The following is a 16,380-nucleotide window of genomic DNA, read 5'->3' as shown; positions in this document are numbered from 1 at the left end:
AAGGCATGACTGAGGCATCCGAAGGGCTCGACCTCACCAGCCGGGACATGATGCGAGCCAATGAGCTCAACTGGGACGCGCGTACTTCTGTCCACATCGGCAGCAGGTACTACGGCCTCGAAGACGGCAAGGCTCCCGACCCTTCTCGCTGGTTTGCCCCCTTCGAGTGGGAAGACCTCGGTGAACTGGAAGGGCGCGACGTTCTCCACCTTCAGTGCCATCTCGGTACCGAGACCATCGCCTTCGCCCACCGCGGCGCCCATGCGGTAGGTCTCGACCTTTCTGGGCAGGCCATCTCCTCAGCCAGAGAACTCGCGCAGCGCGCCAACATCTCTGTCGAGTACGTCCAGGCCAATGTGTATGACGCAGCCGAAGTCCTCGACGGGCGTCAGTTCGACGTGATCTACACGGGGAAGGGAGCCCTGTACTACCTCCCCGACCTGATTCCGTGGGCCAAGACGGTCGCCAGGCTCCTGCGTCCGGGTGGCAGGCTGTACGTCGCAGAGTTCCACCCGCTCCTCAACGCTCTGCGCCCCAGGCCGCACACCGGTGACGGCCCCGACCTCGTTGGCCACGACCACCACGCCAACAGTCTTTCGATCGGGCACGACTACCTGGCCAGCGGCGCCATCCAACGCGAGTCCACCCATACGTACACCGATGGTCCGGCCCTCCAGGGCGCGACGGACTTCTTCGAGTGGATGCATGGGCTCGACGACGTGGTCAACGCCGTCGTTACTGCCGGCCTGCAGATCGAGAGACTGCGGGAGACGCCGCAGCTCCCCTGGCGCCGCTGGGACCGCATGATCCGTACCGGCGACGGCTGGTGGCAGCTGCCCAACGACGAGCCGCGGGTTCCCCTGCTGTATGCCCTGCTCGCTCGACGGTAGAGACGACTAGGGAGTGAGCGAGTAGGGCCGTGCGTTCTTGGAGTGGCCGGTCCGCTGGCACCATGACGGAGCAGCTCCACGCTCCCTAGGAGGATGCCCGTGAATGTCAGCTTGGGGAACTATGTGGCGTAGTCACGTCCACGGACGGGGTGTGGCGGGCTGTTGAGGCCATCGCCGATGGGGTGGTTTGAGCGTGCATGCGAGTGGCGTGGGGCATAAGGCAGCGGTCATCGGTTGAGCCTTCGGGAGAACGCTTCAGACCTCCGAAGGAGGCCGTCCGATGACCGCTCCGCATGGTGTCTTGCATCACTCCACGATGCCCCCTGCCCTCGTGTGCCTCCGTCCCCACACCGAAAACGAATCCGCCTTGCCCCGTCTCTACCGCCCCGAGGAGATCGCCGAAGCCCTAGGCTGCTCTGCCTGGTGGGTCAAGGACCGCGCCCGGCGCAGCCTCATTCCGCACGTCCGCGTCGGCCGCGCATACCGCTTCACCGCCGAACACTTCGCGGAGATCGTCCGCCTAAACGAAGAGCGCCCGACACGATCTCCCGGCGGCGCGGCGGCCGTTCCAGTCGCGACAACGCCTCCCGTCGCACGAGTCCGTGCCTCCCAGACTCGCCGGCCTACCGCAGCCTCGACGACGGGGCGTCTGCGGGCCCGCCCGCCGCGCCGTACCCGGTACGAGTCCGTCGCCTAGCGCGCCTGCGCCAGCCACAAGGCAGGAGCAGGGGAGGAAGACGGAAGTTGGGTTTTGCGGAGAAGCGCGGAAACTACTGGCGCGGTCGGTACAGGATCGCGTCAGGCCAGCACCTCACGGTCGTCGACGAGAGCGGCAAGACGATCAGGTTCGCCACCAAGGGCGAGGCCCAGCGCGCCGCGAGCGAGGCCGAGAACAAGTACCGGCGCGGCGACTGGCGCGACCCATCACTTGGCCAGGAGACCTTCTGCGAGTACGCGAACCGCTGGTACGCGGCCCTGGACCTGGCCGCCTCGACCATGCAGAACTACCGCCGCCACATCGAGGAGCACCTGCTCCCCGAGTTCGAGGACAAGGCGCTCGCCAGCATCCAGCGCACGGACGTCGCCCTGTGGGAGAAGAAGGAGAAGGCCGTGTATGCGGCCTCCAGTGTCAAGACCTGGCGCTCGACGCTCCACCTGATCTTCGAGGACGCGATCGACGAGGGCCTGATCACGGCGAACCCGGCGGCCAGGCGGCGAGGGCGCGGAAAGCGCGCCGGCCGCTCCCGCGACCGCAGTCCGGAGAAGGTCGTCACCGATGCTCTCGGCATCCTGCTGACGGCCGAGCGGGCCGCTCTGCTCTCCGGCCGCGACGACGAGTTCGTCGCCGTTGTGCTCAAGGGGTACACCGGCATGCGCTGGGGCGAAATCGTCGGCCTGGAGTCGGAGTTCGCCCGCCCCGGCTCGATCCGCATCGAGTGGCAGCTGTACGAGCTCGACACGGGCGAGCTCGTTCGCTGTCCGCCCAAGGACGACAGCTACCGCACCATCGACGCGATGGACTGGCTGTCGGCCCTGGTCGCCGACCACGTCGCCCGTACGAAGCCGACACCCTGCCCGTGTCACGGCAAGACTTACGTCTTCCGGGGGCAGGGCGCGGCCCGCACTGGTGGCCACCTGGGTGCGAAGCTCGTCGACGTCGCACGCCGTGCCGATGTCTCCACGGGCACGGTGTCCAACGTCTTCAACCACCCCGACCGCGTCACCGAAGCCAAGCGGGTGAGGGTGGAGCAGGCCATCGCCGATCTGGGGTTCGTGCGGGGTGAGATGGTGTCGGAGCACGCTGCCCACTGGCGCCGAAACGGTTTCGCGACCTGGCTGTTCACCCCGGCGGTCTCGGGCTGGTACCCGAAGAAGGCGCCGCAGGAGGCCCGGCCCGTACCGCTCCTCGGCGAACCGTGGCCTGGTGTCCCGGCGCGAGGACGTGGCGCCCGTGCGCGGGCCGACGCCTACTGGCTCCCGATCGCCAAGGGCCTTACACCCCATGGCCTCCGCCACACCCACCGGACCGTGATGGAGGACCTCGGCATCGAGAAGGTCCTCATGGACGAGCGCATGGGCCACATCGACGGCTCGGCCTCGGCGCGTTACGCCCACGTCACCATCGGCATGCGCAAACGCCTCATGCTCGGCCTGACCGAGCAGTGGGAGACGGCGCTCGACGCCCGACTGGCCCTGTGTCCGACGTCTCCGGTGCGCGTGCTCAACGATTTCCTGCGCGCACGCGCGTCCAGTCCAATCTCCTCGCCATCGATCCATACTCTGCTACCAGTCACGATGGCGGGCCGAGCCCGCAGTTGCTGAGGCGGATCCCAGTGTGGCTCCCGTGATGCCAACAGGAGCAAGCAGTGCGTCCGTGGCCCACACCGAGGGTGACGGACTCCCGGCCAGGTGCCGTGCTGGACACCGGGTCCAGCCAGGGTCTCGCCCTATGTACCGGGGGCCGAGGCCCGCATTGCTCAGGCCCGGGTCAAGGACCCGGGCCTGAGCGACGGAGTCTGCTGCCTCTACTGGGGCTGCCACTCGTGCTCGAGGACGGAATACAGGACGCTGTCTCGCCACGAACCGTTGGTGAAGACGTGGTCCCGGAGCACTCCCTCCCGGGTGAAGCCGAGTCGTTCCACCAGCGTGATCGAAGCAGTGTTCTCCGGGCCGATGGCGGCACTGACGCGGTGGAGTTGGAGAACACGGAAGGCGAAGTCGGTGAGCGTCCGGGCGGCATCGGTTGCGTACCCGCGGCCCCACTCATCCGCCGCGATGGCGTAGCCCAACTTGCCGGCCTTGACGCCGGCGAAGGCGATACGGGCAAAGCCGATCACGCTGTCGTCGTCGGGGCGGGCCACCGCCAGGTAGAACTCCGTCCGAGGCGACTCCTGGGCACGCTTCACCGCACCTTCGATCATGACCTGAGCCTCGTCACGGCTACGGCTGTCGAAGGACAAGAAGCGCGTGACCCGATCGTCGCCGATGATCTTCAGTGCGTCGTCGACGTCGTCCAGCATGAACTCACGAAGGACCACACGCTGGCCACTCAGACGCAGGGGGTAGGTCACGAGGCTCCTCAACGGGGCAGAGACTTCAGCGGTGTACGGGTGAACATCTCGATCTGCTCTTGCAGGCCAGATCCTGCCTCAGCCAGCGGAGAGTCCCGCAACGCCCGGTGTACTCGCTGCGCGCTGTGCACAATCCCGTTGATGCGCTGCTCGGGTGCGAGATCAAGGACGGGGACGACGGCCTCCGTCGCGCCCTCCAACTCGCCCATCCGGATCCGGGCGATCGCCAAGTCGGCCCGGCTACCAGCTTGGTCGCCAAACGCCCATTCCGGAGTTGACTCATCCTCGTACTCCAGCACAGCCCGCTCGGCGTAGTCCTGCGCAGCTCCCGCCTCGGACGGCAGCCACGTCAGGGCGTCAGCCGCGTAGTAGATCTGGCGCACCCGGCCGAACGTGCACAGACCGCCCAGTTCGTCCACCTCGTCCTCTTGGACGGACTCCCAGGCATCCTCGGCTCGCTGGATCGCTGCGCGGGACTTGTCGACGTTGCCGAGTGCTGCCCAGGCACGGGCCTCGTTCATCGGCAGCCACACCTTGGCCGTACTGCCCGCCAGAGCGGCGAACTCCGCGCCAGATTGCGCGTACTGCACGGCCTCTCGAGTACGGCCGGCCCAGTACGCCACCAAGGACTGCACGCCGCGGATCCACGCCCGCAAACCATTGTGATCAGCCTGGTCCGCGCACATGAACGCCGTACGGGCCTGCGTGAGCGCGGCGTGCGGATCAGCCAGATCATGGCTTGCTTTGGCCAACATGCCTCCGGTCGCTCCTGCCAGAAGGTAAAGCTGGCGCGCTTGCCCAGGGCGCCGCTGGCGCTCGAGCAAGGTGTAAATGGTGTCCTGCGTCTCGATCATGTCGGGCAGCAGTTCAGAGAGAGGTCGCTGCGGATATTCCATGGCGAGGCGTTGAACGTCCGCGTGGACCTGTTCCATGGCCTCGGGGGTGAGGTCGGTCTGCCCCGTCGTCAGGGCGAAGCGTCGGGCCCGCTGTGCAGCCACGTTGATCAGCTCCTTGTCTGCGGTGGGATGGCCAGTCGCAATGACCAAACCCGAAGGCGTGCTCCCCGCCACGAGCGACCCATCCCACGGGCTGAGCAGCTCCTCAAGCGGTTTGCCGAACATCATCTGCAGAACACGGCGGGTGACGGGGTTGACCCCGGACCGCTGACCAGAGGCAAGACGCCGAAGATGCCGAGCAGTCAGCGTCGCGTCCTCGCCCATCCTGCGGGCTAACACCCCGAAGTCGCGGGCAATCTCCTCGTACGTCTTGGGCTGCTGCGAGAGCAATAACTCCAGCATCGTTCGTGGATCCTGGCCGCTCTTGCCGGCGTTGCCAGCCATAGCGTCGCCCCCTGCTACGTGGTCTGCATCTTCAGGTTCCCGCGCTTTCCGAGGTTTGCCGGTCCTGGTCCCGTTCTGGTCCGCATACGGTCCGCCAGGGGGCCCGAGCAGGCCCTCGCATGGTCATCGTCTCCTACCCGAGGCTTCTAGTCATGAACTTGACGACCACTCAGCTCAGCGCAGTGGTCCGCATGGAGTTGCCCTCTGGGGTTTCCACTCTTACTCGGAGGGTGCTTCCATGTGCGCACTGCGGCACGGCCAGGCCACTGAACTCAACTGCTGCGTCGCCGCCGTCGGAGCCTCCGTATCTTCGGCGAGCCCCTGATACCTCAGCTACCCAGTCGCCGATGTCATGGTCCTGCACTCGCCATAGCCCCACCAGTCGTCCAAGCGACTGGCCGCGAATGAGTGCCCACTAACCGGAGGAGACGTGTCCGTATCGGCTGTAACTACCTTCGAGGCGCCTCGCCCGCGACAGGCGCGCCGGTGCAAAGGGTGTGGATGCCACCTCAGCCGCTACAACGATGAGACGTCCTGCGCCGCGTGCATCCGCCGGACACAAGAGCCGCCGACGCTAGCGCACGTTTGGTCCGATGCCGAGGTTCAACAGGCGCTCGCCATGCGGGACTTTGGGACCTTCTGTATGCTGGTCCGCCGCCTTGGAGGGCTACGACAAGAAGACCTCGCCACGTTGACCGGGCTCGGCCAGTCGTTCCTGTCGATGCTGGAATCAGGCGTACGGCGGCTCACCAACATTGACAAGATCATCATGATGCTCGATGGCCTTGACGTGCCGATCGAGCTGACTGGCCCCATGCTGCGGACCTCAGCGCACCCCACTCCACCCCATGGCGAACCCTCGGGGTCGTTGGGACATCCGCCATTGTAGGACTGGACCGGCAGATAACCCGATCCAGTTGCGACTCAGCGAGCCGATCCGGTTCGTGCTGCAACGTGCCTTGCGGAAATCCGCCATTGCTTCAGGCGAGCCTTGCGCTACATCCTCAGATCTTCGTGATCTGGTCGGTTGGTGGTCGCCAGGGTCAGAGGCGGGAGGGTAGCGGGTCGCTCCACCGGTTGTAGTGGCTGACGGTTGATGGGGTCTGGCGGAGGGCCCGCGAGTGGTGCTGCTGCAGTGGTAGGCGGGGTCGTAGGTGGCCGGCCCAACGGTGGTGTGAGCACGCCGGTGAGGGCGGGGATGGCCAGCCGGATCCGCGAACCCGTCTCGTGAAGCAGCAGAAGGAACTCACTTGCCGACGGTCACGACTTGAGGAAGCGCAACGACGCTACGAGAAGGAACAGACGCAGAGGGGTGCTGGATAGGAGATTCTTCCCGAAATCACCAGGAGGGCATCAGGTTTCGGCCTGGTGCCTTCATGCTTGGCGAATCCCCTCCCCGAGCAGCTGAACTATGCCGCGTCGGTAAAGATCTTCCTCTGCACTTCAAGATGGCGACGCAGGTCAACAACAGCTTCGTTCTCCGGAGCCGGTGCTACTCCCTGAAGTTCGTTCAAGTCAACGGAGTTCGCTTCGGCAAGTTTCCTCGTGTAATCAACCACGATGTTGACCAGCATCTCTGCGTGCTTGGTCGAAAATTCAAGAGTGATCCTGCCGTCCTCGTCGGAATACGCCTTGACCGCATCCAAGTCGGCGATGAGCCGATCAATGATGTCCAGTTCAAGGCGCCGTTCATGAACTGCTTCCACGTAGGCGGCCAACGAGGCGTTGCAACTTCGGACGCACTCCGGCACTTCAGGCTTGGCGGTCTGCTTGCGCTTCTTTGCGGCGAAAATGACGGCTGCTACCGTACCCACGATGGCGGTCGGGATCAGGACTCGCGGGTTCTTCAACATCCCTGCTGCACGTGCCGCTGCCTTCTCGTTGCTCACGGGCAGGGGGACTTCTTTCAAGTGCTTGACAATCTGTCCCATTTGGTTGCGAACGATGCTCCCGTATCGAATGAGGTCGCCGCTGAGTAGGCCCGCCTTGATCTCTGGCGGAATGTAGAAGGAAGTAGGCTGACTAATCACTGCTCGTCCTCGCCGCGCGGTCCTTGGTGCTCCGGTTGGCCCGATTGTAGTGTCGCCTTGTCGCGCATATCGGGTTGTCGCACCCACACCGTGCGCACTACGGCTATCCCTAACCCGCTCTGCTGAGCCCTCACTCCCCGGCGCTCAAGTGGGCGGTCCGGGCGAGCGGCCGAAATGCCAGGATGGTCGGCATGACGACGATCAACGGTGAGGTCGCGGACGGGTTCGAGCCGGTGGGTGAGGCGTTCGCGGCGAACTTCGATCAGCACGGGGACGTCGGCGCAGCAGTGTGCGTGTACCGGGATGGCCGGCCAGTGGTGGACCTGTGGGGTGGGATAGCCGACCCCGACACCGGTCGTCCATGGGAGCGGGACACGCTGCAATTGGTCTACTCGGCGACCAAGGGGGCGACCGCGACCGCGGCACACCTGCTGGCCCAGCGCGGGGCGCTGGACCTGGACGCGCCGGTGGCCAAGTACTGGCCGGAGTTCGCCGCAAACGGCAAGGCGGAGATCCCGGTGCGCTGGCTGCTCTCCCACCAGGCGGGCTTGGTCGCGCTGGACCAACCGGTGCCGCTGGCTGAGGCGCTGGCCTGGCAGCCGATGGCGGCCGCACTGGCCGCTCAACGTCCCGTGTGGACTCCAGGCACCGCGCACGGGTATCACGGCCGGACCTGGGGCTGGTTGGTCGGCGAGGTGATTCGACGGGTGTCCGGCCGAACGCCGGGCCGCTTCTTCGCCGACGAGATCGCCGGCCCCCTGGGGCTGGACTTCTTCATCGGGTTGCCGGCGAGCGAACGCGCCCGGGTCAGCCGGATGGCGTATCAGCAGCCCGAGGTCGATTTCACCACCGTGCCTCCGGAGTCGATCCCCGAGGAGCTCCGCGAACTGGTCGCGGCGTGGCGCGACCCGAACTCGTTTAGCAACAGGGCGTTCGCGGTCACCGACCCGGCCGAGATCGACTTCAACTCGCTCGAGGTCCAGGCTGCGGAACTCCCGGCCTCCAACGGCATCGGCACCGCGCGCGGACTGGCGCGCATGTACGCCTCGCTGATCGGCGAGGTGGATGGCGTACGCCTGCTCACTCCGGAGACCCTCGCATCGGCGACCAAGGAGCAGGCAAGTGGTGCGGACCAGGTGATGGTGGCGCTGAGCCGGTTCAGCTCCGGATACATGCTGCCGACCGAGACCAACCCCATGACCGGGCCCAACGCTTTCGGCCACACCGGTCGTGGGGGCTCACTCGGCTTCGCCGACCCGGAGCACGGGATCGCGTTCGGCTACGCGATGAACCACATCATCGGGGGCCCCGATGATGTGCGTGCAACGTCGCTGGTCGACGCGGTGCGAAGGTCGCTGGGGTGAGAGTTACGGGGATCTTCCCCTCAGGAAGGCAGACCCTCAGCCCGCCTGAACTTCCGCCACGATAAAGAGAAGGTAGCCAGCTGCCGCCGACAGCAATATCACGCGCGTAATGTGCCAAGTCCCGTCTGTTAATGCAGAGTTGGGAAACGACAGGCACTCCTGTGCTCACCATCGCGTAGCCAGCGCGCGACTACCTGCCTCGCCATGGCCTTTCGCGGCTGGCCTGGTGAAGAGCCGCCCTGTCCCTCGGCTCCCCCCGTAGCTGAGGGGCAGGGCTTCATCGTTGGCTCTGCCGGTAGAACCTGCGATGCCGTCCAGCTGAGCTGATCATCCACCCGGTGTGCACTTCTGGAGAGGTGAGGCGGTTGCGGCCGGACTTGGTGGGTGTGGCCGACCGGCCCTGGTCGGTCGACACTACGCACAGACCCGGCTCCTCACGTCGTGCCCTATCAGCGGAATTCGGCGAGTGGATCAGTGACGGCCTCGCGCCACCGATCACGGTGGCCGCTCGCGTGGAGCCGGTAGTACACCGTCTCGCGCCGCTCCTCGTCAGCCGCACCGTCGTGGTCACCGATGTTGTGGGCGAGCAGGTAGTGCGCGAACAGCACACTGCCCGCACTGCCGACGGCCTGTCTCGGCTCTCCGAGCTCGATCTTTGGATAGGGCCCCGGATTCATGTCCTCGACGCAAGCCAGGGCGTCTGCGCCGCGTTCGGCGAGGTATTGCCCGAACCGCAGGTGGGTGCCCGGCCAGACCCACAGGTTCCCCCGATGCCGCCGGTCGTGATCGGTGAGCCATACGCCAGCCAGCAGCGAGAACGTCCCAGGACGTCCGTCCGCTTCCCCCGGCGTCAGGCCATCGACGTGCGGCCCACCCGGCCGATGCGGCCAGGGCGGGATCGTTGTGGCCACCTGTGCGAAAACGGGGTCCTGCACGGCCAGATCGGTACGCAGTAGCTGGGTGGCGAGTTCCCCGATGCCCGTCTCCCGATAGAAGTCGAGCAGCGGATGGCCGGTCGAGGGGAAGGACGGCCACAGGAAATACGGTCCGACGTGGTCGTCGGCGGGGGGCTGCCGCTCCAGTATGGCAGCGACCACCCTGCGGCCTGTGGCGATCTGTTCGCCGCGGAGCACGTCGGGAACCACTATGAATCCCTGCTGACAGAACGTGGTCCTCATCTCGCCGGTGATGGTCGCCATGCCGTTCAGTGCATCAGTCAGCGTTTTCCCGAGCAACCAAATAACTCTTGAGGTCCACGCCCATATGCCGTCGCGCTGGCCCGCTTTGACACGACATATTTCCGCGACGTCGGGTCCCGCCTCCCCACGCTGGCGACGGGACCTTGATCGCGAAGGGGTCAGTCGGCGAGCTTCGCCAGGGCCGCGTCGATCCGGGCCAGCGTGCGGTCCTTGCCGAGGATCTCCAGGGACTCGAAGAGGGGCAGGCCGACCGTGCGGCCCGTGACAGCGACGCGCACCGGGGCTTGGGCCTTGCCCAGCTTCAGGCTGTGCTCCTCCCCAGCGGCCAGGACCGCCTCCTTGAGGGACTCGGGGCTGGTCCAGTCGGCCGTCTCCAGCTTGGCGCGTGCCGTGGCCAGGAGGGCCGCCGGGTCGCCCTTCATCGCCTTGGTCCAGGAGGCCTCGTCCTCCACCGGCTCCTTCAGAAACAGGAAGTCGACGTTGGCCGTGATGTCCGACAGTACGGCCAGGCGGGTCTGGGCATGCGGCGCGATCGCTTCCCAGGCGGCGTGGTCGAAGTCCTCGGGGGTCCAGTTGGCGTACGGTGCACGCAGCCACGGCTCGCAGTCCTCGATGAACTTCTCCACCGGCAGCGCGCGGATGTACTCGCCGTTGAACGCGGTGAGCTTCTTGATGTCGAAGAAGGCCGGGGAGGTGTTCACGTCCTCGACGCGGAACTTCTGCTCCAGCTCCTCGTACGGGCGGAGCTCGACGTCGTCGCCGGGGCCCCAGCCGAGCAGCATCAAGTAATTTGTCATCGCCTCTGGCAGGTAGCCCTCGGCGAGGTAGTCCTCAAGAGCGACCTTGTCGCGGCGCTTGGACAGCTTCTGCCGCTTCTCGTTCACGATCACCGGCAGGTGCGCCCACACCGGGGGCTTCGCGCCGAGCGCCTCCCACAGCAGCTGCTGCTTCGGCGTGTTCGACAGATGCTCGTCGCCGCGGATGACGAGGGTGATCCCCTCGTCGAGGTCGTCGACCACGTTGGCGATCAGGAAGACCGGAGAGCCATCGCCGCGGGCGATGACGAAGTCCTCGATCGCCGAGTTCGGGAAGGACGGCTCACCGCGGATCAGGTCCACGACCACCGTGTCGCCCTCGGTGGGCGTACGGAACCGCAGAGCCCGGCCCTCCACGTGCTCGAGGCCCCGGTCCCGGCAGAAACCGTCGTAGCCGAGGTGCTGCGAACCGGTCCGCTCCTGAACCTGCTCACGGGTGCAGTCGCAGTAGTACGCGCCGCCCTGCGCGTAGAGCTGCTGGGCAGCCTCGCGGTGCCGGTCAGCGTTTTGCGACTGGAAGTAGGGGCCCTCGAACGTGGGATCGTCCTTGGAGATCCCGATGGACGCGAGCGCGCTGATGATGCCCTCGATCCACTCGGGCTTGTTGCGGGCCGCGTCGGTGTCCTCGATACGCAGGACGAACTTGCCCCCCGACTGTCGTGCGACGGCCCAGTTGTAGAGAGCCGACCGGGCCCCGCCAACATGGAACATTCCAGTCGGGGACGGGGCGAAGCGCACGCGTGTGGAGGCCAGAGACATGCGCGCAAGCCTACTGTTTCCCGGCGGGTGCTCGGCCCGCGCTTTGTGGCTACCTCGCCGACTGCTGCCCGGCCAACCGCAGCCCGACCTCGATTCGACGAGGGTGACGTGCGGAGCTGAACCAGAGCGCAGCCCAACTCGTTCTGGTTGCCGTTCACGGAGCGATCCATCCTGATGGAGTCGGGTGCTGTGTAGGCATGGAGGTTAGCTGGTGATTGCGCTGGCGATCGTCGCAGCCAGGGTGAGAACGGCGGCGAACGCCAGGGCTGCTCGTTCAAGCGCGGCGGGGTAAGTGGAGCCATCGAGACGTGCGAGGCAGCCGGCGGCGATGCCGACCAGCACGGCGACGAGAACGGCAAGGACACAAGCGAGAAGGATCACTGCGGTGTGGTCGGACACGATGCCACTTCCCATCGGCGAACATGGACGTTTGATGTCTTCTGAATCTCCCGGAGGATGTGTTCGCCGTGGTGCAGGCCGACGATGATGGACACCTTCGAACACCGCCACGGCCGGAGTAGGGAACAGGGGGGTAACAGCGTGAGCAGGGAGGGTCGTTGGGCCCCCGGAGCCGCACTCACTGAACTTCGTGCGCTCCTTGAGGAGGCCTTGTCTTCCAAACGCCTGACCAAGACGGCGCTCGCCCGGCGGGCAGGGCTGGGGCGCACCACGGTCAGTGAAGCCTTCAGCGCCAGTGCTCCGGTGCCCTCGGCAGAGACCGTGGTTGCTCTCGCTGACGCACTCGGCCTCGCCCCTCGCCCACTGCTTGATCTTCGCGCTGCCGCCTTAGCCAACACTCCCGATGGATCCGAGGCAGGCCTGCCAGGCGGCGTCGGTCGGCTGATATCTGACTGGCACCCTCTGGACCTCGAAGTCCACCCGGCCGCTGACCCGCCGCGCTCAAGAGATGACGGTGGTGTCAGCCGCAGGAGGCTCCTGCGAAGCGGCGGGCGATTACCCGGATACGTACGTCGACCGCATGACGAGGACTTGGCCAGAATCACCATGATCGCGGCAGGCGGACATAGCGAGATGGCGGTGCTGGTCGGGGCATCCTCAACAGGGAAGACCCGCGCCTGCTGGGAAGCCGTCCAGCCCCTCATTCCCTTGGGGTGGAGACTTTGGCATCCGTTCGACCCCACCCATGCGGAGGCCGCCCTCGCCGACCTGAATCGCGTAGCGCCACACACGGTCGTCTGGTTGAACGAAGCCCAGCACTACCTCGGCGCACCAGCCGGACTTGGCGAACGCATCGCCGCCGCGCTGCGCTCGCTGCTCACCGAACCGGCGCGGTCGCCCGTCCTCATCCTGGGCACGTTGTGGCCGGAATATGCTGCCGTCTACACGCTCAACAAGACCGGGCAGCAAAGCAACTACCCCCAGGTGCGGGAACTACTGGCCGGCCGGCTGATCGCCGTACCCGACGCTTTCGATGCCGCCGCCATCGGTGTGGCGAAGGCTGTAGCCGCTGCTGGCGATCAGCAACTCACACATGCTCTGGAACACGCGCTCAACGGGCAGGTGACACAACTCATGGCTGGGGGACCAGAACTGCTGCACCGCTACCACACCGCCTCCCCACCCGGGCGCGCTCTATTGAACGCAGCCATGGACGGCCGCCGTCTCGGCGCGGGGCTCCACCTGCCCATCACCTTCTTGGAGCAGGCGGCTGAGGACTATCTCACCGACGACGAGTACGACGCCCTTGACGACGACTGGCTTCAATCGGCCCTCGACCAGCTCGCCACAACCGTGCACGGCAACCTAGCTCCATTGCGTCGCACCCGGTTCCGATCGACAAGGCGCAACACTGGCGCCCAACAGGCCGGACCGACATACCGACTAGCCGACTACCTGGAGCAATACGGACGCCAGGAACGCAAACCGCTCTGCCCGCCGACGTCGTTTTGGAAGGCCGCACGCGACGAGTTCACCGATCCTGAAACCCTGGACCACCTTGCCTGGGCCGCCTTTTCCCGGCACCGGATCTATTGGGCCTACGAGCTCTGGCAGAAGGCTGTCGAGGCCGGCAGCGTTACTGCGATGCATCGGCTCGCCGAGCTGCGGATGCAGGCTGATGAACCAGAAGCTGCGGAAAATCTGCTCCAACAGGCCGCAGACGCAGGTGATGCACACGCTCTGCTCTGGATTTCCGAAATGCGTGAAAGATCCGGCGACCATGAGGAAGCCGAACGGCTGGCCCAGCAAGCGGCCGACGTCAGCGACACCTTTGGCACCTACGGTTACGTGCGCCTGGCTGGGATAAGAATGGAGGCGGGGGACCGCGAAGGGGCAAGGGACCTACTGAAGACAGCCGTCGATGCCGGCGACGTCGAGGCCATGCACCGGCTGGCCGAACTAGAACAAGCATCTGGGAACCGTGAGAGCGCGGAGATGCTGCTGCGCCAGGCTATGGGCATCGATGACGGTGAGGCGCTGCTCCAACTCGTGACGCTCCTGGAAGAAGCCGGGGATCATGCCGAGGCCGAACGGCTCGCCCGCCAAGCCGCCCACGACGGCGCCCCGTACTACCTGCACCGGCTGGCCGAACTGCGGGCAGAAGCTGGAAACCGCGAGGCGGCGGAGGAACTGCTCCAGCAGTCCTTAGCCGCTGGTGACGTCGACGCACTCGATGTCCTTGCCCAGTTGGCGGAAGAGGCTGGGGACCACGAAGGAGCCGAGGTCCTATGGCGGCGGCTTGCGGCCTCAGGGCCCTTCGCTGGTGCCTTGACCCATCTCGGAGAGATACGGGCGAAGCGTGGGGAGTACGAAGAGGCGGAAGCCCTGTTTCGTGACGCCGCTGCAGCTGGCGACCAGGGCGCCCTTTACTTTCTGGCCGAACTCAGAGAGCAGGCCGGCGACCGTGTAGAAGCCGAGCGGCTCGCTCAGCTGTACGACGCTGGCGGCAGCGTTCGCGCCCTGTTTCGACTTGCCCAACTTCGAGAGAAAGCCGGCGACCGCGCCGAAGCTGAACGCCTTGCCCGGGAAGCAGCTGACCGCGGCGCGTCCGGTGCCCTGTATCGGCTTGCCCAACTGCGAGAGAAAGCTGGATACCGCGCCGATGCCGAACGCTTCGCCCGGGAAGCAGCCGACGCCGGTGACGCCGACAATTGGCTCCGGCTCCGCAGCTCGGGTCAGAACGAAAGGCCAGATACGTTTCTTGGACGACTGTGGCCTCATGGGCTCGATCCTGACGGCACACCGTCCGCACCCTGGTAGGGGAAGGGGGCCAGGGCAGCGATGCTGCATAGGTGCCTCCCTGCCTCTGCCGTGGGAAGCCTTGGTCAATGCGTGTTGGCGAGCGGACGCCGCTCAATCCGCACCCATGTGTCGCGGTCCCTTGCGCGCCCCGACGGTCCGGCGCAGCGGGTTCGCGGAACTCCGATGACCAGACCTCTGTGGGCACTTCATGATCCAGCGTTGGGCTTAGCTCGGAGACTTCCACTGCGTTGCGCCGCCAGGCAAGTAGTTCCCCAGGTCATCGACCGTTGGCCGTGATCGCGGACGAGTAGAACTGTGGCGCCTCGTGTGGGTGTAGCCGGACAAAGTGTCCGGCTTGTTCTAGGCCCGCCAGCGGATGTTGAACATGGCACTGCAGCCCGAATCGCTGCCTGATCTCGCGGCCTGCTCGGCCGCTACCGTGAATGACGGACCAAAGTTGGGGAGGCAGCGCGCATGCGTGGTCTTGGTGATCACCTCAGCATAGGAGAGCGGATCGCGTTCTACCGCGAGCGCCGGGGCTACACGCAGCCCGTCCTCGCCGGCCTCGTCGGGCACAGCACCGACTGGTTGTCGAAGATCGAGCGAGGAGTACGAAAGCCGCCGAGGATCGACAAGCTCGCTGAACTTGCTCGCGTACTGCGTGTCTCGCTTGGCGACTTGATGGGGCAGCCTGTCCTCTTGGAGGACGAGGAAAAGCACATGGACGACGTGCCGGCGGTCCGCGATGCGCTGATGAGCCCTCGACGGCTCTCCAGGCTGCTGTTCGGTCCCACGGCGGAGCGGCAGTTGCCGAGGCCGGAGCAGGCGCAGGTCTTCGTCGAGCGCAGCTGGGACGACTATCAGGCCGGCGTTCTTGGCGACGTCATCGCCGCCCTGCCCGGTCTGCTGAGGACTGCCCAGGAGCTGGAAGACCTTCCGCCTGGCGATCAGCGGCGACGCGGCCTCGCCGTCTCGGCCCGTACGCATCACCTGGCGGCAACCACCCTCGCCAAGGTCGGCGAGTCCGACTTGTCGTGGCTCGCGGCCGAACGCGCCATGCGGGCCGCCGACGAATCCGAAGACCCGCTGTCGCTCGTCTCCGCCGCCCGCTCCGGCACGCACGCACTGCTGGCCAACGGGCGATACGAGGACGCCCTCGAACTGGGCGATACCGCGGCGGCCTGGCTCGCCAGTCAGGTTCGCGCCGACGACCCGGCCGCCTTGAGCCTGCTCGGCATGATTCATCTGCGGGCTGCTGTGGCCGCTGCACGGAACCAGGATCGGCACACCGCCAACTCCCTGTTGGAGAAAGCGAAGCGGCTCGTCGACCGGCTCGGTTCCGACGAGAATCACTGGCAGACGTGCTTCGGTCCGACGAACGTCGAGCTGCACCGCCTGTCGATCGAGCTTGACCTGGAGAACATCCCGTACGTCGTCGAGCATGGCGGCATCGACGTCTCCCACATGCCGGCGGAACGCGCCGTGTCTCATCGCATCGACTATGCCCGCGGCCTCTGCCTCAGGGGGCGCGTCGACGAGGCCTTCAGGGAACTGCGTGAGGCCGAACGCACCTCGCCCCAGCTCGTGCGGAACAATCCACGGGTACGCGAGACCCTTCGCGACCTGAGGAAGCAGTCCCCGGTCACGGGTGGCAGCCACTCGTCCGAGCTGCTGGCCATGGCCCAACGATGCAGGGCGGTGCAGTGAGTTC

At 66.1% G+C, this 16,380-nt stretch carries 13 protein-coding genes and 1 pseudogene; 8 read left to right on the top strand and 6 right to left on the bottom strand.

From position 1 onward, the window contains the following. Window positions 1-5 precede the first annotated feature (5 nt). From ACFYR0_RS14205 to ACFYR0_RS14195, 3 genes are all read left to right on the top strand, one after another. Entirely contained in the window at window positions 6-890 is an 885-nt protein-coding gene (locus tag ACFYR0_RS14205; protein ID WP_389326365.1) for a class I SAM-dependent methyltransferase, read from the top strand. Between the two features lie 316 nt (window positions 891-1,206). After that, window positions 1,207-1,587 (top strand): helix-turn-helix domain-containing protein, encoded by a 381-nt coding sequence (locus ACFYR0_RS14200; RefSeq protein ID WP_389327071.1) that lies wholly within the window; start codon window positions 1,207-1,209, stop codon window positions 1,585-1,587. A gap of 47 nt (window positions 1,588-1,634) precedes the next feature. After that, window positions 1,635-3,212 (top strand): tyrosine-type recombinase/integrase, encoded by a 1,578-nt coding sequence (locus tag ACFYR0_RS14195; protein WP_389326362.1) that lies wholly within the window; start codon window positions 1,635-1,637, stop codon window positions 3,210-3,212. Window positions 3,213-3,415: 203 nt separating this feature from the next. Here ACFYR0_RS14195 and ACFYR0_RS14190 read toward each other — a convergent pair whose 3' ends face one another. Further along, complete coding sequence (locus tag ACFYR0_RS14190) at window positions 3,416-3,961, bottom strand: GNAT family N-acetyltransferase (RefSeq protein ID WP_389326359.1); 546 nt, start codon at window positions 3,959-3,961, stop codon at window positions 3,416-3,418. An 8-nt stretch (window positions 3,962-3,969) separates the two neighbouring features. Further along, window positions 3,970-5,301, bottom strand: coding sequence for a hypothetical protein (locus tag ACFYR0_RS14185; protein ID WP_389326356.1), 1,332 nt, complete (start codon window positions 5,299-5,301; stop codon window positions 3,970-3,972). Window positions 5,302-5,920: 619 nt separating this feature from the next. On the opposite strand from ACFYR0_RS14185, the gene ACFYR0_RS14180 reads away from it, so the two are divergent. Next, window positions 5,921-6,190, top strand: a complete 270-nt coding sequence (locus ACFYR0_RS14180) for a helix-turn-helix domain-containing protein (RefSeq protein WP_389326353.1) — start codon at window positions 5,921-5,923, stop codon at window positions 6,188-6,190. Between the two features lie 520 nt (window positions 6,191-6,710). Here ACFYR0_RS14180 and ACFYR0_RS14175 read toward each other — a convergent pair. Continuing rightward, window positions 6,711-7,190: a hypothetical protein gene (locus tag ACFYR0_RS14175; protein WP_389326350.1), complete on the bottom strand. Its 480-nt coding sequence runs from the start codon at window positions 7,188-7,190 to the stop codon at window positions 6,711-6,713. A 332-nt stretch (window positions 7,191-7,522) separates the two neighbouring features. Here ACFYR0_RS14175 and ACFYR0_RS14170 point away from each other — a divergent pair, with 332 nt between their 5' ends. After that, window positions 7,523-8,695 (top strand): serine hydrolase domain-containing protein, encoded by a 1,173-nt coding sequence (locus ACFYR0_RS14170; protein WP_389326346.1) that lies wholly within the window; start codon window positions 7,523-7,525, stop codon window positions 8,693-8,695. A 449-nt stretch (window positions 8,696-9,144) separates the two neighbouring features. Here ACFYR0_RS14170 and ACFYR0_RS14165 read toward each other — a convergent pair whose 3' ends face one another. The 3 genes from ACFYR0_RS14165 to ACFYR0_RS14155 form a co-directional block, all read right to left on the bottom strand. After that, window positions 9,145-9,894, bottom strand: coding sequence for a phytanoyl-CoA dioxygenase family protein (locus ACFYR0_RS14165; protein WP_389326343.1), 750 nt, complete (start codon window positions 9,892-9,894; stop codon window positions 9,145-9,147). 158 nt (window positions 9,895-10,052) lie between these two features. Next, window positions 10,053-11,420, bottom strand: coding sequence for a glutamate--tRNA ligase (gene gltX, locus ACFYR0_RS14160; protein WP_389327068.1), 1,368 nt, complete (start codon window positions 11,418-11,420; stop codon window positions 10,053-10,055). A 252-nt stretch (window positions 11,421-11,672) separates the two neighbouring features. Next, window positions 11,673-11,867 carry a hypothetical protein gene (locus ACFYR0_RS14155; protein ID WP_067017247.1) on the bottom strand — a complete coding sequence of 65 codons (195 nt, stop codon included), beginning with the start codon at window positions 11,865-11,867 and terminating at the stop codon, window positions 11,673-11,675. A 57-nt stretch (window positions 11,868-11,924) separates the two neighbouring features. Here ACFYR0_RS14155 and ACFYR0_RS14150 point away from each other — a divergent pair. The 3 genes and pseudogenes from ACFYR0_RS14150 to ACFYR0_RS14140 all read left to right on the top strand — a co-directional run. After that, window positions 11,925-12,221, top strand: a pseudogene (locus ACFYR0_RS14150) (helix-turn-helix domain-containing protein); the annotation flags it as partial. Between the two features lie 237 nt (window positions 12,222-12,458). Next, window positions 12,459-14,687 carry a transcriptional regulator gene (locus tag ACFYR0_RS14145; protein ID WP_389327065.1) on the top strand — a complete coding sequence of 743 codons (2,229 nt, stop codon included), beginning with the start codon at window positions 12,459-12,461 and terminating at the stop codon, window positions 14,685-14,687. A gap of 456 nt (window positions 14,688-15,143) precedes the next feature. Beyond that, window positions 15,144-16,376: a helix-turn-helix domain-containing protein gene (locus ACFYR0_RS14140; protein ID WP_389326340.1), complete on the top strand. Its 1,233-nt coding sequence runs from the start codon at window positions 15,144-15,146 to the stop codon at window positions 16,374-16,376. The last annotated feature ends 4 nt before the right edge of the window (window positions 16,377-16,380 follow it).

The organism is Streptomyces sp. NPDC005017, from assembly GCF_042873115.1.
GTDB lineage: Bacteria > Actinomycetota > Actinomycetes > Streptomycetales > Streptomycetaceae > Streptomyces.
Note: the sequence above shows the minus strand (reverse complement) of the source record. Positions and strands in the feature narration are given on the sequence as shown.

Bases quoted from the DNA above. Each gene is read 5' to 3' on its own strand.
- ACFYR0_RS14205 (WP_389326365.1), top strand. From the start codon at position 6: ATGACTGAGGCATCCGAAGGGCTCGACCTCACCAGCCGGGACATGATG.
- ACFYR0_RS14200 (WP_389327071.1), top strand. From the start codon at position 1,207: ATGCCCCCTGCCCTCGTGTGCCTCCGTCCCCACACCGAAAACGAATCC.
- ACFYR0_RS14185 (WP_389326356.1), bottom strand. From the start codon at position 5,301: ATGGCTGGCAACGCCGGCAAGAGCGGCCAGGATCCACGAACGATGCTG.
- ACFYR0_RS14180 (WP_389326353.1), top strand. From the start codon at position 5,921: ATGCGGGACTTTGGGACCTTCTGTATGCTGGTCCGCCGCCTTGGAGGG.
- ACFYR0_RS14170 (WP_389326346.1), top strand. From the start codon at position 7,523: ATGACGACGATCAACGGTGAGGTCGCGGACGGGTTCGAGCCGGTGGGT.
- ACFYR0_RS14165 (WP_389326343.1), bottom strand. From the start codon at position 9,894: ATGGCGACCATCACCGGCGAGATGAGGACCACGTTCTGTCAGCAGGGA.
- gltX (WP_389327068.1), bottom strand. From the start codon at position 11,420: ATGTTCCATGTTGGCGGGGCCCGGTCGGCTCTCTACAACTGGGCCGTC.
- ACFYR0_RS14140 (WP_389326340.1), top strand. From the start codon at position 15,144: ATGCGTGGTCTTGGTGATCACCTCAGCATAGGAGAGCGGATCGCGTTC.